This window comes from Bradyrhizobium sp. 154 (genome assembly GCF_023073875.1).
Classification (GTDB): domain Bacteria; phylum Pseudomonadota; class Alphaproteobacteria; order Rhizobiales; family Xanthobacteraceae; genus Bradyrhizobium.
This window is the reverse complement of sequence record NZ_JADPKG010000034.1, coordinates 1-23,534: the sequence shown is the minus strand read 5'-3', so window position 1 is coordinate 23,534 and position 23,534 is coordinate 1. Positions and strand designations below refer to the sequence as shown.

Sequence of the window (23,534 nt, the reverse complement as noted above, 5' to 3'; positions counted from 1 at the left end):
TGTGCTCGTCTTTGAGGACGGCACACAGGCCGGAGCGGCATTCATCGTGTGGAGTTAAGAGTCGACAGTGGCTCGTCCGCCCGAGCGCTCGCGGAAATCAGCGTGAGACGCGAGTCACTTCCAAAAACGAGATTCTGGCCAATCTGTGAACTCCAATTCGAAGCTACGTGGGCCAGTGAGTTTGGTGGTGAATTTAAGGGTCTTCCCTGAAAGGGCTGCCAATGAGCCAGATGCGAACTTGAATACTGTCGTGCCGGAAGTTGCGACCGCAATGCCTTTCTCGCCTTCCATGCTAGAGAAGCCGGTCACCTCGGAGAGTTGCCCAATTGCAACTCCCTCCAGCGCGCGGTGAAATTCCAGGGACGCTAAGTATGTTCCTTTATCAGCAGCCCACTCGCTGACGGACACTGCTGTAATCCCCGCGTCACTCAAGAGATCATCCGCGATCCGGCAGCCATATTGAACCGTGAGAATGACCCGCTCGTCCCGAACTCCGACCGGCTCTCTATCGGCGGCAGTGATCGTGCACGCATATCGCCTTGTGTCCGCAACCGCGCCCGTGCTTAGCCCGAGCAACTCGAGAGCGGAACATAATACAAAAGCGATAACGGGTCTTCTCATTCGGCTACACCTAGTCTGGAGTATCGTTCGCCTGCTCTGTACAATCTGACGCTACGGCCGATTCAAGCTTCTTCGATCGCTCTGTCGGATGAAAGCTACTCATGGTGACCGCGGTGTCGCAGAAACGGGGCAATCGGTATCCCCCCAACGGTGGCCCTAGATGGGCGGCCCGAACGGTTTCATTATCGGCGCTCACGTGCGCCACCGGCCAGCACATCGGTGAACCAAGGCTGAGGGCCGACGCATTCAGCTCGGCGGCGGCCATGACGGGCGTGACGGCCCGCGGCGACGGAGCGCTACGTTCCTGACGCAGGCGCATGCGTTCTATGAGCGACACCATTTTTCGCGCCAATGACCCGCGGCACAGGTCCCGAATTTTGCTTCACAGTGTCCATGTAAAAGGAAACGTGGTCGCTAGGAGCCGTTCAAAGGCAGATTGCCGCTCAAGCAGGCGCTCTTCGAGAACCTTACGCTCAAGATCACTTAGCTCGCTTTGAAGTCTTCTTCGACAGCGCCAAATGTCATTCCGCACGTATCTGATCTCGTTCAAGCGATCGTCAATCGAAGCCATCACGGACACCATATCTAGCTTGAACCAGCCATGGACACTGCGGACATGATGTAACGATCTCCTCCCAGCGTGTCCTCTTGTATCGAAGTCTTTCAACGCAAGAGCACGAAGTGACCGTTGCTTCTGCAGAAGTTCAGCGATTTTTGCCATCAGCGCGCAGGATTTCAAAAGCTGCCACTCGCCCGTGAGTGAGTCGAAATGGTTATCTTATTCCAACCAACACGCGGCCCGCTCAGGTGTCAGGCCGGCCACTTGAGCTGGCGTCGAATGGGAGTATCGGAGTAATCGGACGGTCGTACCGTCAAACTGTGGGTAACAGATCTGAGATCGGCAATTGCCATGCCAGCGAATCCCAGGTGGGATTCAAGACAAGCCATGTTCAGGCTTGGGGGCTCGTCTGTTACAAACGAGTGGGATTTCGGCGGCGGCGCGCGAAGAGCCGGCCCGGATATGAGGTCGGAGAGCCTTCAGTCGGCAGGGCGAGGCGAAATCGTGAGCGATACGCACCGCTGGGCGCCTCGGCTCAGTGTCTGGCCGTAGGCCAGCGTAGATCTTATTACCGCGGTCCGACGTGCGGCCGGCAAGCTGGCAATTGGATCTCATCACAAAACTTTCTGCGATGATGTCTAGCCGGCGCTTGTCGCATCTGTGACACTGTATGTATTCATCAAACCAAGACATCCGACGTTGTTCGGTAGCCCGGAATCGTTCTGTAACTAAATCAGCAGCTTGCATGTCAGATGCAACTGGCATGGGGGTTGCTATTGTCCAGCCGCACCGTGAGCGCTGAGCGCGACCAGCGGTGCAACACGGGCACGATCAACTTCGCTGGAGCGTATTGGCCACCCAATCGCTTAATGGAGAACCGATGCGGCCACGGGACAGATTATCCTTTTTCGGCACGCTTGTTGTTATCAGATCGGCCATCATTCCGAAGGTTGAGGCGCTAGTCTGATCTACCAAGGTCGTGATCTAAGCTCAAAGCGAACTCGCGAATCAAATAACGGCTAAAATCTCGTGGGCGAACGCCGGCAGCGAGCACCTCGAAATCGAACATTTGATGCAGCCTCGCTTCACAGGATCCGGTGCATGCTGCGCCGGCCCGTTGAGGGAACAGAGTGTGGCATCGCTTTCGACTGTTTCCTTGATATCAATCAGAACTGATGAGGCGGGCGTATGAACAAATCGATCCGGGAGCTTCGGCTTATGGCTGAAGCATCTGTTTTGGCGATTGGGCTGCTGATGTCGTCAGGAGCTAGCGCGGACGATGATCTGATGAGAACCGCCAGGCAGATCTTCCATCCGATCCCCTCAGTCATTCCTGCGGTAAAGGACAATCCAGTCACGCATGAAAAGGTCGAGCTTGGCAAGATTCTGTTCTTCGATCCGCGGCTCTCGGCAAGCGAGATCATTAGCTGCAATACGTGCCACAATCTCGGCAGCGGCGGAGTCGATGCCGGTCCGACCTCAGTCGGTCACGGCTGGAAGGTCGGCCTACGTCGGGCCCCAACCGTCTACAACGCGGTGTTCAATGCGGCGCAATTCTGGGACGGACGCGCCGCGGACCTCAAGGCGCAAGCAACTGGCCCCGTGCAGGCGAGTGCCGAAATGAATGCGACTCCGGATCATGTGCTCGACACCTTGAACTCAATGGCCAGCTATGTCGTCTTGTTCAAAAATGCTTTCCCGAACGAGGCGAGGCCGGTCAGCTTTGAAAACTTTGCGAAGGCAATCGAGGCTTTTGAAGCGACTCTCATCACACCTGCGGCCCCGTTCGATCAGTATTTGGAGGGCAATACACATGCTCTCGATGATCAGCAGAAGTCAGGGTTGGCGCTGTTTATGGAGAAGGGATGCTCCTCTTGCCACAATGGAATCAATGTCGGTGGACAGGCCTACTTCCAGTTCGGCGTGATGAAGAAGCCGGACGCAACCCTGCTTCCGCAAGCCGATAAGGGCCGATTCGCGGTCACCAAGGCGGTCGGCGACGAATATGTCTTCCGCGCGGCGCCGTTGCGGAACGTTGCTTTGCGAGCCCCTTACTTCCATTCGGGCCAGGTTTGGAGCCTGAAGCAAGCTGTTGCCCTGATGAGTGAAATCCAGCTCGGCGCCAAGCTTAGCGATGGGGAAGAAAACGACATTGTCGCGTTTCTGAATTCGCTTACCGGGCGGCTACCTAAGATCGAGTATCCAATACTACCCACCCGTACAAACACGACGCCAAAGCCTTCAATAGACAGATAGGATTAACAGAGCCGGCCTCATGTCTTGCCGAATACTAACAGATGCGACGCAAGAACCCGGCGTCCCGCAATGACGTCAAAATGAATGATCCCCTGCTGTCATTCATAACCAGGCAATCGGATGGGAGGAAGCCTCACGGCTTCCCCCTCCCACACACCGTACGTACGGGTCCGTACCCGCGCTCCCGTGAAGGCACACAACCACGGCACCCACCGTTTGGCCAATGCCAGCTTCGGAGCAGCCCTCCCAGCAGCAGAATTCCGGGCGTGCTTGAGAATGGCGGACGCTTCTCGGTCGTAAAATCCCTTTGACCTAAGTTTGCGCGATTTGCCGACCCTGATGGTAAGTCCTTCGGCAGGGTTGGAGTGCATGCGGCGGTTCATGACCGCCCAGCCAACACCGTCTTTAGGCCGGCTAAGTCACTATCCTTCACGGTCTTCGCACTCGCGCCGCCCAGCAGCCGGTGATCCTTGAAGCGGACTATGTCCTCCGGCGTTACGCGGCCCGCCTCGTCATCCTTCAGGAAGGCCACGAGCTTCATCATCGTCTTCTGATAGCTCTCATAGGTACTCTGCTTGCGACCGGCGGCCTTCGCCTCCTTCCACCAATCCTCGACCAATGCCGATAGCGTCCCGTTCGAGGCGCCAGGCACTAAGCCTGCCTTTCCTCGTTCTGCCGCAGCGTTCCTTTGCGGGAATGGAATTGCTTGGGAATCAGGCGAGTAGTCGCCTTCACCTCTTGCCAATTTTGCCAAAAGTACGCTGGCACGCTGCATGGCCGCGCCGAGTGCGCGGGCCATGGTTCGGCGGTTCTCAAAATTGATAAAGATCCCGTTGGCCGTCAAATAGTGCGGATTCCGATGATCTCGCCCGGGTGTACCGATATGATCTCGCCCAGGATTCCGAGATGATCTCGCCCACCCTTCCGATTTGATGTCGCCCGGGGCGCAAGGCGTTCTGGCTGTCTGTTTTCTGGCACCGGGCAAGCCGCGGGGTCAACCTTGAATCGCGGCTTGAAGGGCTTCTTCGTCTGCTGTTTCTGCTGTGGGCATGTGGGCAACGCCCTTGCGTTGTCCAAGCGCAGCGGCATGTCCACAGCGCCACTTGCTCAGGCTTTTCGGCCGGGCTTACGGGTTCGCCGCATGCTCTCGCCGTTGAGATCGATGCGGTGGGCGTTCTGGATCAGGCGGTCGAGGACGGCGTCGGCGTAGGTGGGGTCGCCAATCAGCGCGTGCCATTGATCGACCGGGAGCTGGCTGGTGCCGATGGTGGAGCGGCGGCCGTAGCGGTCCTCCAGGATCTCCAGGAGGTCGTGGCGGGCCGCGGCGTCGAGCGGCTCGAGGCCCCAGTCGTCGTATGTGGACGGCCTCTGATGGCAAGCACAATTTGGCACTTCGAACGACTTGGACGGCTGCGATCGTATGTCCGGCCTTTAGCGCGGATCATATCTCCGCGGGCCCTGATGAAGTCCGACAACCAAGGGGTCACATCAAGGATGCGAGCTTTAGAGCTCACACGACAGGTCGGGTTTTCCTGGTTTTCGGTGGCGACCGTTGTCTTTCATCATGCCTTTCTTGCACTTACCAAGCTTAGAACTCTTTGATTTGGATGCGGCTGGCCGAAACTCACGTTCAAGGTTTGGCGAACATCTCGGTGCGGAAGCATTCTCCGGTTTTCATCATTGCCAATGATGATCCGAGCCAGCTTGTTGGCAAGGGCGACGGTCACAAGCCGCGCCGGCTTTTTCGCCAAGAGCCCGACAATCCAGTCGCGCAAGCCGCCGCGGCGTTTTTCCACAACGTTTAGAAGCGATGTTGCTCCGAGAACCAGTAGCTTCCTTATATATCGATTACCCGCCTTGGTGATGCTTCCGAGAGTCGGTTTACCCCCACTCGAATTTGCCTGGGCGTCAGCCCGAGCCGGGCAGCAAAATCCCGCCCCGAATTGAATACGCTTGGGTCCGGTACACTGGCTGCAATTACCGAGGCAACAAGCTTGCCAACGCCGGGAATTTCTCCGAGCGAACGGCTCGTCTCGCTTCGCGCGTGGGCCTTGGCGATCTCCCTCTCCAAATCATCGAGCGCGCTTCCGAGTGCATCAATTTGCTGACCGAGAACCCTTGCAGCCAGGACAGCGGCGTCCGGAAGAGTCGTGTCGGCTTCTGCGAGGTCTAAAAGCTCGTCGACGCGGCCGGTGCCCTTGGCGACGACAAGACCGAATTCGGCTAGGTGGCCGCGTAGAGCGTTCACGCTCATCGTTCGCTGTTTGACGAGCAGCTCGCGCGTCTTGTGCAGCATCAGTGTCGCTTGCTGATCAGCGCTCTTGATGGGCACAAAACGCATGGCAGGTCGCGAGACCCTTCACAGATGGCCTCCGCATCGACGGCATCGTTCTTACCCCGCTTGACATATGGTTTTGTGTAGGCGGGCGGCATCAGAGACACATCATGTCCCATCGCCTTTAGTTCGCGCGCCCAATAGTGCGCTGAGCCGCAAGCCTCCATGCCAACGCGGCACGGCTCGATCTTCGAGAAAAACTCGCGCATTGTTCGGCGCGTCAGCTTGCGCTTTACGGCCGGCGCAGCCTCGCTAGATAGCGCGTGAATCTGAAAATAGTTCTTGGCGAGATCAACGCCTATTCTGATAAACTTCATCGCGGACGGTCTCCCTTCTTTGTGGCTCCCTGGCGGCCACGCTTGGCACTATGATGCCGTTGAGGTGAGGCCGTCCACACCATCAAGGATGAGCAGATCGACGCGGCCGAGCGCGCGCAGCAGCCGGGGGTGGCGGCCGTCGCCACAGGCCAAAGCCAGATCGCCGAACGGCCGCGGGACGCGCTGATAGAGCACGGAGCGATTGTCGCGGCAGGTCTTGTTGCCAAGCGCCGAGGCGAGCCAGCTCTTGCCGACGCCGGAGGGTCCGCAGATCAGCAGGTTGGCGTGGTCGTCGATCCATTGGCCTTCGACCAGCATCGTCAGGAGGCTTCGGTCGAGGCCACGCGGATTGCGATAGTCGATGTCCTCGACGCAGGCCTGCTGGCGCAGCTTGGCGTATTGCAGCCGCTTCGACAGCCGCTTGTCGAGTCGCAGCGACGCTTCGCGTTCGAGCAGCAGCGCAAGCCATTCGGCATGGCCGAGGCTCGCGGCCTCGCCGCCGGCTTCGATGTCGACGAAGGCCTTGGCCATGCCGTGAAGGCCGAGCGCATGGAGAGTTGATCGAGGGTCGGATGCGTGAGCAAGATGCGATCTCCTAATTGTAGTAGCGCGGCCCGCGGATGTTGGAATGAAGGATCGGTGCGTCGTCCGCGGAGCGCTCGGGTGAAGGACGCCGATCGAGATTGTTGGCGAGGATCGATTTGACCGAGCCGTAGGTGCGCGCGCCGATGTCGATCGCCCGCAGGGCGGCGGCGTCGAGCCGTTGTTGCCCGTAGGATCGGGCGAGCCGGATGATGCCGAGACAGGCGCGGAAGCCCTGTTCCGGATGCGCGCGTTCATCGAGGATCAGGTTGCACAGCGCCGCGGTGGCCGGCCCGATCATGGCGGCCTCCTTGCGAATGCGCTCGATGGTCCAGCCGGCGTAGCGCCGATCACTGGACGCCATGTGCTCCGGCACGGTCGTGTGCTTGTGGTTGCCGCTCATGCGCTGATGCGCGGCGATCCGCTCACCCTTGTGGAAAATCTCGACGGTGCGGTCGGTGAAGCGCACCTCGACCTTGGCGCGGACGAAGCGATGCGGGACGCTGTAGTAATGCGCCTCGACCTCGACGTGATAGTCGATGCTGACCCGGCAGATCCGCCACTCGGCGAACACGTAAGGGCTCTCCGGCAAGGCCTGCAGTGCCGGCCGGTCGATCTCCTCCAGCAGCTTGCGGCAAGTCACGCCGAGCCGCCGGATCGGCCGCTCCTCGTTGAGCCGGGTCAGCAACTCCGATCGCCGCGTTGACTTCGGCGAGGCTGTGGAAGATGCGGTGGCGCAGCCGCCCGAGCAGCCAGCGCTCGACCATGAGGACCGCCTGCTCGACCTTCGCCTTGTCCCGTGGCCCTCGCGGCCTCGCGGCCTCGCCGGCAGAATGGCGGTGCCGTAATGCGCCGCCATGTCGGCGTAGCTGCGGTTGATCCGCGGATCGTAGAGGCAGGCCTTGATCACCGCGACCTTGGTGTTGTCCGGCACCAGCAGCGCCGGCACGCCGCCGATCGCCTCGAAGGCGCCGACGTGGCCGCTGATCCAGTCGGCGAGCCCCTGCGCCCAGGTCGCCTGCGCGTAGGTGAAGCTCGATGCGCCGAGCACCGCGACGATCTGCGCGGTGCGCGGCTCGCGGGTGGCTCGGTCGATCACCACCGGCACGCCGTCGCCGGCATAGTCGACGAACAGCTTGTCGCCGGCCGCATGCGACTGGCGCATCGTCACCAACAGGCGGCCCTCCCAGGCGTGGTAGAGCTCGCAGAAGCGCGAATAGCGATACCCGCCGGGTTCGCCCGCGATGTACTCCTCCCACAGGATCGACAGCGTCACGTGCTTGCGCTTGAGCTCGCGATGCACCGCCGCCCAGTCCGGCTCGGCCTGCCGGCGATGGCCCGCCGGGTGCCGGAACCGGCTCCTGCGCTGGCGAACAGCCGGGCCTCCAGCACAGTGTCGGTGATGTCGTCGGGCAACGGCCAGGTCAGCCCCGCCGCTTCGAACCGGCGGATCGTCAACCGTCGAAGGCGCCATCCCCACCCGCCGCGCGATCTCGCGGCTCGGCATCCCGGCCGACTTCAATCTGATCACATCGCGCACATGGCGCATCGCAAACCTCTCCGTCGGCATCCAGGTCCCCCTTCGCAAAGCCGAAAGGCGGGACCGTAGCGGAGCTAGAAGAGGCCTCGTCACCCCGGGCGACATCATCCCGGAATGGTGGGCGACATCAAATCGGAACGGTGGGCGAGATCCGCGACATCGAGCGGAATCAGCATCAAATAGCCGTCAGCGGCATCCAAACACGCCTGTTCCATCCGGAAAATCTTGTCCTCTGGCAACTCCGGCGCGCCATCCAACACTCGCTGAGACGCAGCACGGATCTGCTCCCTGGTCTCTTGGGGGGCCGAACAGCCGATCTCCGGCGACGACATCCCAACCGGTCAGTTGGCTTGGATTATCCCTGTACATCTGCAGCCACTGATCGTAGGCGACGACGGCAAGTTCATGCGCCTCACGCTCAGTTCGCAGTTTTGGCCCTGTGCGCAAGTTGGCCCACCGAGTCTCGACCTCAGCAAGCGCCTTCGCGAAGCACTGTTTGGCCTCGCCGGGATCGCGGGTTTGAAGGCTTACCTTCTCCTCGCGCTTGCCGACGATCTTGCGCAAATCCTCCGGAACGGCCTTCCGGAGCTGATAGATTCCAGCTTTGGGATGCTTCCACGGACGCGACATAGCCGACGGCATTGTACCACCCTTCTGTACCACTGAGGAGCGGGTAAGCCGTTGAATTGCTTTGCTTTGGATTTCACGCTCTTAGAGGAGCGATGGTGCCCAGGAAAGGATTGCATCGGCCGGGACTCATAATATTGAAAGTTGAGCAATTTCAACTGGTCCCGTCGTTTGTTACACAGTTCTGTAGCCGACGATGCTGCGCCATTAACCCAGATGCTTGCGAGGAATGGACGTAAGTATGATGCTTTGATTGAATCCTCATACTCGGCCTGTTACGTCTCTCGCTTGGTTGGAATGGCCCGCGCGGTCGAAGGTGACTGTTGCGGGGCTTTCGGGCGCAGGGGCGTGCCGATGCGTCGAGTAATATTGCGGGTTATTTCCGCGACAGCATCAACAGCGATACTTTCTTTGCCGGCAGCCGGGCAGGATCAATCGGGGTTGAAGCCTAGTCAGCTTCCACCTGTGACCGTTTCGGCTCCAGACGCAAAACCAGCAAGTCGAAACGCGCGACGCCTGCCCTCACGGGATCGTGGGAGAAGAAATGCTGTCGCAACCCGGTCATCACAGCCCAACCTTAGCGCCCATTCCAGCTTGGCTGAGGGGATGACAGCCGATGGAGCCGCCACAATGCAGCCCACGGCGGCAAGCGCGGTGCGCTTTACGGGCGCAGAAGTAAATGCAGTGCCCTTCTCGCGAGTGGGAGAAGCGCTCGAAGTAGGTCCCGGATTGATTGTCACCCAGCACTCGGGCGAAGGCAAAGCCAATCAGTATTTTCTGCGCGGCTTCAATCTTGACCACGGCACCGATCTAGCCATTTCGGTGGACGGCATGCCGGTCAACATGCCGACTCATGGCCACGGACAGGGCTATGCGGACATTAATTTCCTCATTCCCGAGCTGATCCAGTCGGTCAACGTTCGGAAGGGTCCCTACTTTGCTGACGTTGGAGATTTCGGCTCAGCAGGTGCTGTTGGCATCGACTACGTTAATAGGCTGCCAAAGAATCTTGCAGAGGCCACGTTTGGTAGCTTCGGCTATCGGCGCGGCGTCGCCGCAGCATCCACCGCGGTCGGTGCTGGCACGCTCCTCTCGGCGATCGAAAGCACAAACTACAGCGGCCCGTGGGACGTGTCCGACGACGTCCGTAAGATCAATGGAGTGCTGCGATATAGTCAGGGCACAGTGACCGATGGCCTTGCGCTGACTGCGATGGCCTATTCCAATGGCTGGAATTCAACCGATCAAGTTGCTCAGCGGGCAATCGATCAGGGCATCATCGGCCGCTTCGGCTCCCTAGATCCTACTGATGGAGGAACGTCCAGTCGCTTCAGTTTATCCAGCAACTGGACTCGATCCAGCGAGTATGGCCAGACCAAGATCAGCGCCTACGTCGTTCGCTCCGATTTGCAGCTGTTCAATAACTTCACATATTATCTGGACAATCCTGTCAAGGGCGATCAATTCAATCAGCTCGACCGCCGCACTCTGGGCGGCTTTGACGCGCGCCATGCCATTGACTGGCGTTTTGGTGGGTTAGAGACGGAAACACGGGTTGGCATACAAAGTCGATACGACGATATTCAAGTAGGACTTTTTAAAACGGAGCAGCGTGCGGTGCCCTCGACGGTGCGCGAAGACCGCGTGCGCGAGGGCAACGTCGGCATATGGACCGACACGACCACACGTTGGACTAACTGGCTCCGAACTACAGTGGGCATTCGCGAAGATATCTTCGCTGGTCGCGTCCTCAGCGACACACCGGAAAACTCTGGCAGTGCCCGAGCGTCCATGGCGAGCCCCAAAGCCGGGCTGGTGCTCGGCCCCTGGTTCAAAACCGAGTTCTACGGCAACGCTGGTTACGGACTGCACAGCAACGACATCAGGGGTGCGGCCATCACAGTTGATCCGAAGGACAAGGTGACACCCCTTGATCGCGTTCCGCTTCTCGTCCGCTCGCGCGGCGCTGAAGTAGGTATTCGCACCAAGGCGATCGATCATCTCACGAGTTCGCTCGCAGTGTTCGTTCTTGATTTCGATTCCGAACTTTTATTTGTGGGCGATGCCGGAACCACTGAACCCAACCGGCCGAGCCGTCGTGTTGGCGTAGAGTGGGTCAATCAATATAAACCGCTGACTTGGTTGTCGTTCGACCTAGACGTTGCGTATACTCGGGCAAGGTTCACCGATTTCGATGTTGCAGGCAATCGCATTCCCGGAGCACCAGCATGGGTCGCGAGCGGTTCGGTTACGCTCGGAGGAGAGACCGGCTGGTTTGGGGCGTTGAAGGCACGCTATTTCGGTCCACGCCCCCTTATTGAGGACGACAGCGTCCGTTCTCTGTCATCCCTCATATTCAACGCACGCGCCGGCTATCGCTTCGACAATGGGCTTAGATTGCAGCTAGATGTCCTTAACCTGTTCAACGCCCAAACCAACCAGATTGAGTATTATTACGTGTCTCGCCTGCCGGGCGAACCCGTCCATGGTGTTGCTGACCGTCACGTGCATCCGGCCGAGCCCCGCGCCTTTCGGGTTACGCTCGCCGGCAAATTTTAACCTTCGAATATATATCGATTTGAACGATCGCTGCTCGCCGGCCGAGATCGCAAAGGTCCAGCATCTAAGAGGTGACCTCCTGGCGCAGCTCGCTGCGTTCCCGGTCAGCTTTAGGGCCATCGTTCAACGCTGCTTCCGGTCTGAGCTTCATGCTGGATTGCGAAAGGCGACCCGGTCACCATTGATTATAAGGTAGAATTTTGCTTAGTGATGTTCTTAGTCGACGCGATGAACTCAGGTGCATCCCGCCGTCCGAAAGTCTTGTTGCAGCCATCGATTTGGGGATGAAGAGCCCTTGGCGCGGCTCAGGCTGCAAGGTAGCATCGGCCGGGTAGCGAAACCTTGGGCGGTGGGGGATGTATGACGCTAGCGACAACGCTTGTTACAGCGAAGCCGCGCGAGAAGTCGGGACCCCGGACAGGCGCAAGGTATGCGTTTCAGGTGCACGTTTGTTTAGCCAAAGTTCTAGAGTGGCATGCAGCGGGCTTCGATTATCGTGCCGTCTTCGATCATTTCGACGACCTCGCGGTTCTCACAGGCCCCGATGATCCTGATAAGATCGCGTTCATCCAGATCAAGGGCAAGCAGTCAAAGCCATGGACCGCTGCCAACCTCGCCAAGAAGGAGGGCGAGAGCCCCTGCACACCTGTCGGCAAGATGTATCATCACACCACTATTTTTGGATCGGCCGTCACGCGTTGCACATTCCTAACGAACGCATCTTTCAGCTTCACGCTGGCGGACGGCACCAAGACTGGTAGCGACCATCGGAATATTACTCATGCCAGTCTAGGTCCCAAGGACAGCGAAGTGATTGCTAAGGCGCTGGATCTCGATTTTGCGCCGCCCCGGTCACCCAGCGAGAGCATCGTGCTGCACTACGAACGCACTGACGTGCCTGTAACGGGTTATGACACGATGGTGAAGGGCAAGTTGGTCGAGATACTCGAAAACACCGATAGACTGGCTGTCAGCGCTCTATATCGCACTATCCTTGAGGAAGTTACAGCGCGAACAAACGACGCGACGGAATACAGTAGCATTGACGATATATATGCTCGGAAGTCGCTGTCTCGGAAAGATCTGGCAGACGTTATTTCTGCCGCTGAGAATAGACGGGGCATTCTCGATAGCTGGTCCATCATTGAAGATGAACTCAAGGAAGCTGGCCGTTCGATCGCATTTCGAATCAGGCTGAAGACGCAGACAATCACTCACCTACGTGGCTGCTCAAATCGCAGTGCCAGATCGATAACGCTCTCCGAAATTGTGAGCAAACCTCTCGCCTCAATCGAGACTGCCGTAATGGAATGTAGCAACCTGCTGCCGGTCGTCGAGATGGTCAAAGCTCAACTGCAGATGTCCGAGCTGTCCAGTTATGACGCCATCGAAATTGATGCCGCCATATTCGTCGAATTGTTTGAGGCCATGAATGGAAAATAAGCGGCGGGGGTTGGGACTGCGACGATTGCTATTGAATATTAGTGGGGGCAGGCGACGTGCGCACGATGAGGTTCAAGAGAGTCTTTCTTCTATCGCAAGAAGAGCGACGAGCCTTCACGATGGAGTTCAGCCCGGGCGCAACGGTGCTGTCCGCCGGAAACGGCTTCGGAAAGTCGGCCCTAATAAAGAGCCTCTATGATACTTTAGGGGCCGAGCCGCATCGGATCGACGAAAGTTGGCGTAGAGCGCGTGTCACCTCTGCGGTCGATTTCGAAGTGGCTGGCGAAGCATATACGGCTATGAAGATCGCGAGCACCTATGTGGTGTTCGACGCAGCTGGGCAGAAGATCCTCCAAACGACCTCGGTAACTCGGGAGCTGTCGCCTTTCATGGCCGACCTTCTCGATTTCCGACTCCTAATGACCGACAAGCGCGAGCAGGTTCTTATCCCCCCACCGGCTTACGCATTTGCCCCTTTCTGTATCGATCAAGATAAGAGCTGGTCCGAACCATGGAAGCCATTTCGTGGGATGTATCTTCCGAGTTCAGACGCAAGCCTCGCCGAGTATCATTCCGGTCTTAAGCCCAACGCCTATTACGTTGCGAGGGCTGAGAGGGACCGACTAGCGGTCGAACTTCGAGAAGAGGCAGCCCGGCTTCAAGGACTCCGTGATGCACTAGAGCAAATTCGTTCCGTGCAACCAGAGGCGGGAGTTTATTTCGACCTCAAGGACTTCGAGGCCGAAACTAACAGCCTGTTGGCCGAGTGCTCGGAACTGCTTGATCGACAGAATGCCCACCGGGCAAAACTATCCGAACTGATTGATGCTCGCGCGTTGTGGTCGACACAGATAGATATCGCAAAGGCGGCGCTCGCGGAACTTGACGAGGTATTCAAAAGCGCCATTGGTCATCCGGCAGATGTCGAATGTCCCACCTGCGGAGAACATTACACTAATGATATTGCCGGACGATTCGGCATCGCCGCAGATACTGAAGCCCTCATCAGCATCCTCCATCAAGCTAAAGAACAAAAAGACGGGCTTCAGAAGCAAATCGATACCGCTCAGAAGGAGTTGGGCGAGGTCGAGACTGCGCTTTCACGGGTTAAGGCGATTCTCTCGACCCGCAAGAATGACGTCACCCTGGAAGAGGTGATGGCGGCGGAGGGCCGCAATGCGGCAAGCCGCGTGCTGCGAGAGCGCGTGACCGAAATTGAAAGCAAGGTGGGTGCGCTTAGCGGCCGCATCGAAGAACTAAGACTTGCAATGCGCAAATCACTTGACCGCAAGAGGTCAGCCACGATTACCGATTTCTTCTTCAGCCGTCTCACAAGCTTTTCGATGAGCCTCGATGTGAGGGTGGAGAGCACTAAGTCTGGTTCAATCGCAAGTGCGCATCTAGCTCGTGGCAGTGAAGGCCCGCGCGGTCTCACGGCATATTTTTACGCATTCTTACACACGGCCAAGGAATATGGATCGTCGACATTTTGCCCAATTGTAATCGATGCCCCCAATCAGCAAGGGCAAGATGGGCAGCATCTGCCCGCAATTATCTCATTCCTTGTCAAGAAGCGCCCCGAGAACGCGCAATTAATACTTGGTGTGGAGGATGCGGTTGGCATAACGGCCGATGATGCGGACATCACCAGCGTGGGAGTCCAGAAGCGCCAGCTACTTGACGACAATCAGTTTGCAGCTGTTAGCGAACATTTGCGGCCATATCTGGCGCAGCTTGTGCTCTAGGCCGGCGCTGCAAAGAACCTTTCTGGGCCGGTTTGATACCGTCCGGTGACAGACCCGGGCGAGAATTGTGCAAGGGTCCAAAATCTGAGAGGTCACCTCATGGGCGTCGGCTGCGAGCTTTCCCCCGTAGCCCCCTTCAATTTCTGAGGCATCATTCAGCGCCAAGTTCAATGCAGCGGCCACCACATCGCCGATGCATGATTGATCCGCCAATTCCTATTCTTGGCGACGGTCACTCGCATTCAAAAGAACCCCAAAGCGCGGCTGATTTTGGAGCGAGCTCGTTACGTCGTGGTTTTGGTCGCTGCGGCCTTACTCGGGGCCTATCTTCATGCAAACCAGAAAGACGAGTCCTATGAGAGTGCCCTACGTGACGGCGCCGTGCTGGCGTGCGCGAAGATTGCGGCATGCCAAGCGGCAGCAGCCGACTACGCGAACACTCGCTAGAGATTTCAATGCGGTCCGACGCTGACCGTCTCTGATTACCAAGACGAGACGTTGGTGACCCACAGCCGACTAACTTGACGCCGGAAATCAGCGCCGTCGCGACTTCAAGAACCACCGGTCCTCCGCTAGTCTCTCCAAACCAACGACTTCAAGGGGAGACGAGCTTCTGCAATGCCCGAGTCAGTTACAATCGATCGTCTCAAATCTCACCCCGTCGTTGGCACGTGGTTCGTCCTCGGAAGCAACGAGGAATTTCCAGGTGTACTGTACTTTGAAGACGATAATCTCCGTCTGACCCTCTATCTTACGATTGACGGGAACACACCCTTCGAAATTCTTACCCGAACCGACCCCCGCTTGATGCCCTTCGCGCCGCCGAATCAGCCAACGCTACACGGTCGAACGAAGGCGGCAGGGCACGTGACACTTTTTAACTGCCCGCAATTGACTTACCAATCTGCAGTTCAGCTAGACCCGCCCCTGGCCCGGGTCGAGCTAACGCTAGGACCGTCCCAAGCGTGGAGCGGCTCTGGTTTCGTTAGCGCCGAAGAGCCCTACCAAGAACTAAGCTTTCGTGCGCCCGGCCTGCACAACATTCTATCGACGATTGACGTTGACCATCAGTTCCTCGTCGAATCGAAGCCGAAGCGGAAGAGCCCGACGCACAAGCTAAAGAAATTGACTGGCGCAGATGAGGCCATTCTCGTTCACCACCGCGAGCAGCCAAAAGCTCAAATTGTCAGAGCGGACAAATCGTTCGAAATCCAATTCGCGTCGTCAATTTCACAGAACAGTTCAAGCCTGGATGGGATCAGCATAACAACGTCAGACTCGGTCTATATCCTGTCGCAGGGTGCGACTTTAACGGAGCTTGTGAACGTAGCTTATGAAGTCGAGCAGTTTCTTGCCCTGTTGTGCATCGGGCCATTTCGCGGTGAGAGAGTAGCACTCAGCCTCGATATGATTCACAGGGCGGAACTGATCTGGAAGATGGGAAAACAGAACCGCTCGGCACGTTTCTCCCTCATGCCTCACCAGATGCTCGTCCCTTTGGGAAGACATCCCGGACTCGCACGACAAGCTTTGGAGAGATGGTTTGCCGCAAGTGAGTCGACGCGTCTAGCGCGTTGGCTAATCTTTGATGCCCTCTTTACCGAGGTGTCATCGACATCGAAATTTCTTTCCGTAGCGCAGGCGTGGGAGATCGCTGGTCGCGAGGAGAGCAAGGCCGCTCCCTACAATAAACAACAGTTTAGAGCGGTCTGTCGAGAAGTTGAGAAAATATTCAACAATCAGCTTGGTGAAGATGCGGCGAAGCGGCTCTTACAGTTGTTGCGCTCTAGCAATCGCGAAAGCTTTGCAAACTTCGTTCAAAATATGATCAAGGACATCCCGCAACTCGCATTAGATCAGATTTGCAGAGACCGATCCGATTTTGTTTCCGCTGTAGTCAAGACACGCAATGTGCTAACGCACATGCAGGACGGGAAAAATCTACCTATTGAAGTGGCATCTTATCTATCTCTCTTTCTCACCTATAAGCTGATCGTGCTCTATTGCATTCACGCCTGCATCACCATGGGACTGCCTCTTGATAATCTCGCCGGGATGCTTGGCAACAACACCATGGCACAGACCGCTTGTCGCCCTCTGCCTTCAATCTGAGGCAGTATGGCGACTCACGCGACTTCAATGGCTGGGAACTGAGCGATAGCGCTCGCCTTTGCTTTGATGCTCACGTCTCCGTAGCCCTCCGAGACATTGCGCGGCGCATGCCCCTGAATGGCATCCAGCACGCGCATCTCGACGCCCTGATCAATGCCCACGGTCTTGAAGTGGTGGCGCCAGCCGTGGCTTGGATCAACGTTCTTGTCCTTCACCACCTCACGCACAAACTCATTGACCTTGTTCCGCGCAGTCTTCACCGCGTTGCGCACACCCAACTCTCCGGCCTTGGGGTCAATGAACAGATAGCCGCCCTTGGACTTTTCAAAGAACGCCATAAAGCCCTCCTCGATGACTTGCCGATGAAGCACAACATCCCGCGCTTCGTCCGTCTTCACCGGTCCCGCCTCCGGCGTCACATGCAGCACCCAAAGCTTGCCTTCGCGCCGCAAGTCCTCTTTGCGAATCTGGATCATCTCACCCACGCGGGCGCCCGTGAAGGCACACAGCCACGGCACCCACCGTTTGGCCGCTGCCAGCTTCGGGGCTTCCCTCCCGGGCACAAACTCGCGGGCATGCTTCAGGATGGCGATAGCCTCCGAATCATAGAACCCCTTGGACCGAAGCTTGCGTGATTTGCCGACCTTGATTGTGATCCCTTCGGCCGGATTGTTGGGCAGCCGACGATTGACCACCGCCCATCCAAACACCGTTTTCAGACCGGCAAGGTCGCTATCCTTTACGGTCTTCGGGCTTACGTCGCTCTGCAAGCGATAGTCCTTGAAGCGAACGATGTCCTCCGGCGTCACCCGGCTCGCGGTGTCGTGCTTCAGGAATGCCACGAGGCGCGCCATCGAATTGCGATAGCTCTCATAGGTGCTCTGCTTGCGACCCGCCCGCTTCGCTTCCTTCCACCAATCCTCAACCAGCCCAGTAAGGGAATTCTTGAAGGCACCCCGCTTTGGCTTTTCCTTCGGCGCATCTGCCGGGGCCTGCCATTCCGGAAAGCGAGCGGCCTTGGGATCGAGCGAGTAGTCGCCGCCTGCATTCCGTTGGCGGGCCGCGAAGGCGTCCCGAAGCGCCATCCAAAAGGCGGTGAGCAAGAGTGCGCGTGATTCGCCATCCACACGGCGAATGCCCTTGGTCAGCAAGAGGCGGTCCACGATAGGCCCGAGCTGCTTCTCCAATTTTTGGGGGTCACCGTCCTCGCCAACCCTCGCCCACATTGCCACCACGGCCGCTCAATGGGCTTCCTGCTCGTCCTGGCTCTCAGTGTCGGGCGCCCAGCCCACTCCGGGCGCGCACCATGGCAACACTCGGGCGCGGCTCTCGCTGTCCGCCCACACGCCATAGAGTTCGCCCGCTAAAGCCGTGGCCTGCCGGTGGGTTAAACGCACGGGGGCGTCATTCCGGAGCGCCTCCCATATGATCGCTAGACTGGCCGCAGCGAGCGCGTGACGCCTCTTAGCTTCATTTGGCTCTGCCGTGCGAAGAGAGAACCGGACGGCCTGAGCGCCCTCGCTGGGCGTCACGAAAACGAAGCCATCACCGAGCGGAATCGCCAGTTCGAAACCGACCGCCTTGCGCCGGACATCAGCCGGAATGCGTTGCACGAAAAGTGGAAAGCGAGACCCGTCCCGGCGCATCGGCCGAACAACCCTAAACAGCAATGTTACGCCCCATTGTTACACAGTCGGGGCCAACGCAACACTCTGATTGGACTTATCTATCTGGATTTGTTTGATATCCAGAATTGTATGGTGCCCAGGAAAGGACTCTGACCTCCAAGTCAGGACCGGACACTACTCCGGTCGAATCGCGCCAGTCACGCGGTCCGCGCCATGCCTGGGGCACCAAAAAAGCCCGGCCTCCTCCGGAGGCCGGGCGAAAGTCACGCAGGAACGACGCTGCTTTATGCATCGCACCAGCTTTCGTCGGTAGGGAGGACTTACCGGCGATCGATTTCGGCGAGGGCATTCGCCGTCAAACAAGGAGAAACGGATATCACTCCGCGCGAAATTTGGAGCCGCTTGCCTTCCGCTCCTGTCGGAAACTTCACGACTTGTCCACCACTCGCCCGCTGTCCGGTTGGGACGTCAGTGCCTTGATCGAGCTGGGATCCTTCGCGCAAGCGGTTTGGCTGCCGTGCCCTGAAACACAAGCGGCAGTTTGCCGTCGCGCAGCAGCATTTGGCACGCCCCCAAAAACCAACAACGCTCGATTACCTTTCCCGAAGAGCGTGCCAGGACGCGAATTTCGTATGACGTTCCGTAAGGACGGTAAAATAGATTGTTGTGATGGGACGCATCCACGCGATGGATAAATGAAAAAGTAGGGCTGTGCTTCGCGTGGAGCGTTAATGACGTCGCAATATGTGACCTGATCGGACGTCGCCGGCATGCTGTCGGCCGTCGGGTCGAGAATCGAGCTTGTCGCCGGCTGTATGCGACCGCCTCCGCCGGCGCCCGCCGGCATTCCGAGGCGCTGGGAACTTTGGGAGCTCGCAAGGACATCGTAAGCCCCCAAAGCGCGTGCATCTTGTTCACAAACGCGTTGGCGAAACGCTCCGCACCATCATGGCTCAGCCCGCAACTCGCGTGCGGCGGCCACCATATTGACGAGCGCGGGACGCACCTCCTCCCAGCTTCGAGTTTTCAGTCCGCAGTCGGGATTGATCCAGAGCTGCCGATCGGAAACTCGCTGCCGCGCCAACACAATCAGCTGCTTGATTTCCGCCGCTGCGGGAATGCGCGGTGAATGAATGTCATAGACGCCGGGCCCGATCTCATTGGGATATTTGTAGCTCTTGAAGGCCTCGAGCAATTCCATCTTAGAACGGGACGTCTCGATTGAAATGACGTCAGCATCCATTGCTGCGATCGCATCGATGATTTCGTTGAACTCGGAATAGCACATGTGGGTATGGATCTGAGTTCCGTCGGCGACAGCGGACGAGCAAACGCGGAAGCTGTCCACTGCCCAATCGAGATAGTTCCTCCACTGCGATTTGCGTAGCGGCAATCCCTCCCGCAACGCAGCCTCGTCGATCTGGATCATGGTCGCTCCAGCCGCCTCAAGATCGATCACCTCATCTCGGATCGCAAGAGCGATCTGACGGCATGTCTCGCTCCGCGAGATGTCGTCGCGGACAAACGACCAGTTCAGGATCGTCACCGGTCCGGTCAGCATAGCCTTGACGGGTTTCTTGGTCAGAGACTGCGCGAAGCGCCACCATTCAACGGTCATCGGCTTCAGCCGGGAGACATCTCCGAACAGGATAGGCGGACGAACGTACCGCGATCCATAAGACTGAACCCAGCCGTGCTTGGTGAAAGCGAATCCCAACAGCTGCTCGGCAAAGTATTGAACCATGTCATTGCGCTCGAACTCACCGTGTACGAGCACGTCCAGGCCGATATCTTCCTGCCACTGCACGGTACGGGCTGTCTCCGCTTTCAGAAGCTGCTCGTACTGCGCGTCATTCAGCGCTCCCCGCGCATGAGCCGCACGCGCATTCCGGACGTCGACCGTTTGCGGGAAGGATCCGATGGTTGTCGTTGGAAACATCGGCAATGCGAACGCGGCCCGCTGGACGTCGGCACGCTGGGTGAACGCACTGCGACGGCGACGCATGCTATCGTCGATCGCGACCATTCGTCCGGCGACATTCGCATTGTGGATCTCGGGCGATGTTTCGCGGGTCACGGCTGCGTTCTCGGAAAGCGCAAGTTCATCGGCCACCTCGGCAGCATGGCCGGCCAGCGCTTTGCCCAATATCGAAAGTTCCTTGATCTTCTGAACTGAGAACGCCAGCCACGTCTTCAGATTGGGATCGAGATCGGTCTCTAGCTCAATGTCGATCGGAACATGAAGCAGCGAGCAGGAAGGAGCAATCTGAACACGGTCCCTGCCCAGCTTTTTGACAAAAGGGGCAAGTTGGTCGAGCAGCGCCGCAAGATTGGAGCGCCAGACGTTGCGACCATCAACGACGCCTAGCGAGACCACGAGATCTCTGTGGGCTGTGGCGACAATTGCGTCCAACTGGTCGGGTGCCCGAACCAGATCGACATGAAGCCCGGCAACGGGCAAGGCAAGGGCTGTTTCAAGATTGTCGCCGATAGCGCCGAAATAAGTGGCCAGCATGATTTTAAGGGCCGGCACAACCTTTGCGAAATGAGCATAGGCCCGGCGGACAGCCGCCCGCGACGCTTCGTCGACGTCCATCACCAGGCATGGCTCGTCGAGCTGAACCCATTCAGCACCGCGCGAGGCTAGTTCGCGGAGAACATCGACATAAACTGGGAGGAGCCTATCAAGCAGCGACAGCGGATTGAATGCGGGATTTCCGCTTTTGCCGAGCTTCAGGAAAGTGACTGGGCCAACTAGGACGGGGCGCGTTTGGTAGCCGAGGCTTTTTGCCTCCTCATATTCCTCGATCGGCTTTCGAGAGGAATACTTAAAGATCTGATCCTGGTGAAATTCCGGCACCATGTAGTGGTAGTTGGTATCGAACCACTTCGTCATTTCCTGTGCGGCTACGCCAGGCCCATGCTGAGTGTGATCACCGTCCTGAGCGCCACGTGCCATGGCGAAGTAGGTCTTGAGCGACACAGGACCTTCGGTCCAGCCGTAGACGTCGCGAATGGCTCCGACCATTACGCTGGTATCGAGCACCTGGTCGTAGAGCGAGAAGTCATTCGAAGGAATGACCGTCACACCGCAGGATTTCTGCCGTGCCCAATTAGCGGCACGAAGTCCACTCCCCGCCTCGAGGAGCTCGGCTTCGCTGGAGTTTCCCGCCCAGTAGCTCTCGAGCGCGAACTTGAGTTCGCGTCGTGGGCCGATGCGTGACGTCCCCAATGTGGCAACGGGAAGCGAAAGAATAGACATAGATCAGACCCCATAATTGGGACAAAGGCCATGGCGGACGCATGCAGCGAATATCGCGTGAGCGACAGCTGCTTGGCGCACACCGGGACACCCCGCCCGTGGACGATATATTGTCGAGGCAGGTCTCCTGGCTCGCGGGTCGTCGCTGCTGTCCGGCCTTCCCGAAGCCGCATGGCTTCAGTGACTTCGTTGGACAGCGGCTCGCCGCTTACAGTTGCGGGGGCAGCGCCGGCATTGCACCGGCTCCCTCTTAGCTCTGGATCAAACGAAATCCGAAGACCACGACGGCTGGCATTAGACGCACGAGGATCGATCCGTCAACCTACTAAGTGTTGCCGCGATATTGCCCAAGCGATTGCCAGCTGTACCAGGTAGGGCACAACGGTCTTACTCCCGGCCTGGTAAAAACGCGTGGATCTGTGAAGCCTCCGCTTATGAATGCGTCCGCTCAACACCCTCTTGGCGTAGTCGTGAGCTAACGCGAGCAGAACGAACGCACTGGGCGCTTCGACATCTGCGTGATCGCGACAAGCCTGGTCTTTTCCGTCAGCAGCTTCTCGAACTCGCCCGTGAGGAAGTTGCGATCATGCTCGGCCGACATCCGCTTGAACACAGCGCCATGAGGCTCCTTAGGAATTGCCAAGGCCGGGATTGCTCCAGGATCGCACGGATGATCAGGTCGGACTGCCTGTGTTCGGCGGACCCCGCGACGAGCCGCGAGCTCGATCGCCTCCGTGGCGTTGGTCAAGATGATCTCCTCGGTGCGCCAAGCACTTACGTGCTGAGCGACTATGGCGCGCGCCTTCGTTGTTTCCGTCGCCGCTGGCGAGTAGTGCAGCCTGGATGTTGGCCTGCGCGACATCGCCGGAACAGTTCCGGACGTCAGGATGCACGCTGACTTGCGAAACTGGAGTGAGCGGGGCGAGCGCGGGCGGCGGGAATCCTGCTATGAGCCTAGGCTCATGCACGCGTGCATGGTGACCACGGCCAAGCGGATGCCGAGCTTCTCGCACGTCATCAGGATCTCCGGACCGATCTCGTCGCGCATCGAGACCGTCTCTTCGGCTTCGAAGTGACGTAGCTTTAGATATCCTGCAGAGCCCTTCGAGGGCTTCTCGGAATCGATCGGCGCCTTAAGGTCATAACGATGTTGATCGACCTCGATCCGCCCCACGCGGTCGGCGGCCTCCACAAGCGCGACATCTACTACTTCGTTCGCGAAATCGAGCGGTGAAGCCTTCTGGACGCGGGCTGCTTATGCTGTCTTCGACGGGACACAGGTGTCAGGCACCGGACAGACCACCGCACATTGCGGCCTGTCGGAATGGCCCTCGCACTCCGTACACTTTTTGACATCGATAACGTAAATGTCGCGCTTGAGGCTGATCGCCGCGTTGGGACACTCGAACTCACATGCCCCACAAACGGTGCATTGCGAAGCGACGATCTTGTAAGCCATGCCTTCCGACTCCTTAGGCGAGCGATGCCATTGGCGATCCCTTTCAAATGCCGTGCCAAGGACGGACGCGCTCAATGATGGGCAATTTGCCCAAAGGTGCTGTCCCGGGTCTGAGACCATGCTACATCTGCGACAGCAACGGGCCACTTCAATTTCAAGCTATGCGAGCCCTCAGGCCCTACTCCGAGAGCCAGTCGCGACTCGACCGCTGGGAGCTTCCGTCGTTTGTCTGGCATGGCAGCGCGGGGCCAAGCGACGCTCGACGATTCCGAAACCGGCGGCGCGACTAAAAGCCGCGAGCCGACGCACGTCTACGCCGGATCTCGGCAAACCTCCGGTCACACACCCTGACTGGAGGTTTTGTGCAAGCCTCGCTCACGGCTGCAACGTTAGTCGTCCGTGAAGAACCTCCAAGCGGTTGATCAAGAATCAGTTTTCGGGGCGAGAAGGTCTTGGGGATTGCAAACTTTCGGGCTTTGACGGCCCAAA

15 protein-coding genes, 3 pseudogenes and 1 riboswitch are annotated in these 23,534 nt (G+C 58.3%); of the genes and pseudogenes, 5 read left to right on the top strand and 13 right to left on the bottom strand.

The window, feature by feature from the left end; translation table 11 throughout:
• Positions 1-114: 114 nt before the first annotated feature.
• Positions 115-621, bottom strand: a complete 507-nt coding sequence (locus IVA92_RS07850; protein ID WP_247279034.1) for a hypothetical protein — start codon at positions 619-621, stop codon at positions 115-117.
• A gap of 1,747 nt (positions 622-2,368) precedes the next feature.
• Between IVA92_RS07850 and IVA92_RS07845 the strand changes: the two genes are divergently transcribed.
• Positions 2,369-3,436 carry a cytochrome-c peroxidase gene (locus IVA92_RS07845; RefSeq protein WP_276576765.1) on the top strand — a complete coding sequence of 356 codons (1,068 nt, stop codon included), beginning with the start codon at positions 2,369-2,371 and terminating at the stop codon, positions 3,434-3,436.
• A 379-nt stretch (positions 3,437-3,815) separates the two neighbouring features.
• On the opposite strand, the gene IVA92_RS07840 is transcribed toward IVA92_RS07845, so the two are convergent.
• From IVA92_RS07840 to IVA92_RS07815, 6 genes and pseudogenes are all read right to left on the bottom strand, one after another.
• Positions 3,816-4,235 carry a hypothetical protein gene (locus IVA92_RS07840; protein ID WP_247279033.1) on the bottom strand — a complete coding sequence of 140 codons (420 nt, stop codon included), beginning with the start codon at positions 4,233-4,235 and terminating at the stop codon, positions 3,816-3,818.
• Between the two features lie 308 nt (positions 4,236-4,543).
• Positions 4,544-4,789 (bottom strand): annotated as a pseudogene (locus tag IVA92_RS07835) (ATP-binding protein); the annotation flags it as partial.
• 277 nt (positions 4,790-5,066) lie between these two features.
• Positions 5,067-6,088 (bottom strand): annotated as a pseudogene (locus tag IVA92_RS07830) (IS110 family transposase).
• An 81-nt stretch (positions 6,089-6,169) separates the two neighbouring features.
• Positions 6,170-6,672: pseudogene (locus tag IVA92_RS07825) on the bottom strand (ATP-binding protein); the annotation flags it as partial.
• A gap of 11 nt (positions 6,673-6,683) precedes the next feature.
• Entirely contained in the window at positions 6,684-8,240 is a 1,557-nt protein-coding gene (gene istA / locus IVA92_RS07820; protein ID WP_247279032.1) for an IS21 family transposase, read from the bottom strand.
• Between the two features lie 74 nt (positions 8,241-8,314).
• Positions 8,315-8,542 (bottom strand): hypothetical protein, encoded by a 228-nt coding sequence (locus tag IVA92_RS07815; RefSeq protein ID WP_247279031.1) that lies wholly within the window; start codon positions 8,540-8,542, stop codon positions 8,315-8,317.
• A 925-nt stretch (positions 8,543-9,467) separates the two neighbouring features.
• Between IVA92_RS07815 and IVA92_RS07810 the strand changes: the two genes are divergently transcribed.
• The 4 genes from IVA92_RS07810 to IVA92_RS07795 all read left to right on the top strand — a co-directional run bounded on the left by IVA92_RS07810 (position 9,468) and on the right by IVA92_RS07795 (position 16,696).
• Positions 9,468-11,396, top strand: a complete 1,929-nt coding sequence (locus tag IVA92_RS07810; protein ID WP_247279030.1) for a TonB-dependent receptor — start codon at positions 9,468-9,470, stop codon at positions 11,394-11,396.
• 360 nt (positions 11,397-11,756) lie between these two features.
• The gene (locus IVA92_RS07805; RefSeq protein WP_247279029.1) at positions 11,757-12,839 is read left to right on the top strand and encodes a dsDNA nuclease domain-containing protein; all 1,083 of its coding nucleotides are present in this window, start codon (positions 11,757-11,759) and stop codon (positions 12,837-12,839) included.
• A 119-nt stretch (positions 12,840-12,958) separates the two neighbouring features.
• Positions 12,959-14,584, top strand: a complete 1,626-nt coding sequence (locus tag IVA92_RS07800) for an ATP-binding protein (protein ID WP_247279028.1) — start codon at positions 12,959-12,961, stop codon at positions 14,582-14,584.
• A 618-nt stretch (positions 14,585-15,202) separates the two neighbouring features.
• Complete coding sequence (locus tag IVA92_RS07795) at positions 15,203-16,696, top strand: HEPN domain-containing protein (RefSeq protein WP_247279027.1); 1,494 nt, start codon at positions 15,203-15,205, stop codon at positions 16,694-16,696.
• 14 nt (positions 16,697-16,710) lie between these two features.
• Here IVA92_RS07795 and IVA92_RS07790 read toward each other — a convergent pair whose 3' ends face one another.
• From IVA92_RS07790 to IVA92_RS07770, 6 genes are all read right to left on the bottom strand, one after another.
• On the bottom strand, positions 16,711-17,847 hold the full coding sequence (locus IVA92_RS07790) for a tyrosine-type recombinase/integrase (RefSeq protein ID WP_247279026.1): 1,137 nt from the start codon (positions 17,845-17,847) through the stop codon (positions 16,711-16,713).
• Positions 17,848-17,937: 90 nt separating this feature from the next.
• Entirely contained in the window at positions 17,938-18,342 is a 405-nt protein-coding gene (locus tag IVA92_RS35955) for a DUF6538 domain-containing protein (RefSeq protein ID WP_346658117.1), read from the bottom strand.
• Between the two features lie 928 nt (positions 18,343-19,270).
• Positions 19,271-21,586, bottom strand: a complete 2,316-nt coding sequence (gene metE, locus IVA92_RS07785) for a 5-methyltetrahydropteroyltriglutamate--homocysteine S-methyltransferase (protein ID WP_247279025.1) — start codon at positions 21,584-21,586, stop codon at positions 19,271-19,273.
• A 99-nt stretch (positions 21,587-21,685) separates the two neighbouring features.
• Positions 21,686-21,885, bottom strand: a riboswitch (cobalamin riboswitch).
• Positions 21,886-22,061: 176 nt separating this feature from the next.
• Complete coding sequence (locus IVA92_RS07780) at positions 22,062-22,448, bottom strand: aminotransferase class V-fold PLP-dependent enzyme (RefSeq protein ID WP_247279024.1); 387 nt, start codon at positions 22,446-22,448, stop codon at positions 22,062-22,064.
• A gap of 84 nt (positions 22,449-22,532) precedes the next feature.
• On the bottom strand, positions 22,533-22,778 hold the full coding sequence (locus tag IVA92_RS07775) for a hypothetical protein (protein WP_247279023.1): 246 nt from the start codon (positions 22,776-22,778) through the stop codon (positions 22,533-22,535).
• Between the two features lie 63 nt (positions 22,779-22,841).
• Positions 22,842-23,045, bottom strand: a complete 204-nt coding sequence (locus IVA92_RS07770; RefSeq protein WP_247279022.1) for a 4Fe-4S binding protein — start codon at positions 23,043-23,045, stop codon at positions 22,842-22,844.
• Positions 23,046-23,534: the final 489 nt, after the last annotated feature.

Coding starts and splice junctions, on each gene's coding strand:
- IVA92_RS07850 (WP_247279034.1), bottom strand. CDS start 621: ATGAGAAGACCCGTTATCGCTTTTGTATTATGTTCCGCTCTCGAGTTG.
- IVA92_RS07845 (WP_276576765.1), top strand. CDS start 2,369: ATGAACAAATCGATCCGGGAGCTTCGGCTTATGGCTGAAGCATCTGTT.
- IVA92_RS07840 (WP_247279033.1), bottom strand. CDS start 4,235: ATGGCCCGCGCACTCGGCGCGGCCATGCAGCGTGCCAGCGTACTTTTG.
- istA (WP_247279032.1), bottom strand. CDS start 8,240: ATGCCGACGGAGAGGTTTGCGATGCGCCATGTGCGCGATGTGATCAGA.
- IVA92_RS07815 (WP_247279031.1), bottom strand. CDS start 8,542: ATGTCGTCGCCGGAGATCGGCTGTTCGGCCCCCCAAGAGACCAGGGAG.
- IVA92_RS07810 (WP_247279030.1), top strand. CDS start 9,468: ATGCAGCCCACGGCGGCAAGCGCGGTGCGCTTTACGGGCGCAGAAGTA.
- IVA92_RS07805 (WP_247279029.1), top strand. CDS start 11,757: ATGACGCTAGCGACAACGCTTGTTACAGCGAAGCCGCGCGAGAAGTCG.
- IVA92_RS07800 (WP_247279028.1), top strand. CDS start 12,959: ATGGAGTTCAGCCCGGGCGCAACGGTGCTGTCCGCCGGAAACGGCTTC.
- IVA92_RS07795 (WP_247279027.1), top strand. CDS start 15,203: ATGCCCGAGTCAGTTACAATCGATCGTCTCAAATCTCACCCCGTCGTT.
- IVA92_RS35955 (WP_346658117.1), bottom strand. CDS start 18,342: ATGCGCCGGGACGGGTCTCGCTTTCCACTTTTCGTGCAACGCATTCCG.
- metE (WP_247279025.1), bottom strand. CDS start 21,586: ATGTCTATTCTTTCGCTTCCCGTTGCCACATTGGGGACGTCACGCATC.
- IVA92_RS07780 (WP_247279024.1), bottom strand. CDS start 22,448: ATGTCGCGCAGGCCAACATCCAGGCTGCACTACTCGCCAGCGGCGACG.
- IVA92_RS07770 (WP_247279022.1), bottom strand. CDS start 23,045: ATGGCTTACAAGATCGTCGCTTCGCAATGCACCGTTTGTGGGGCATGT.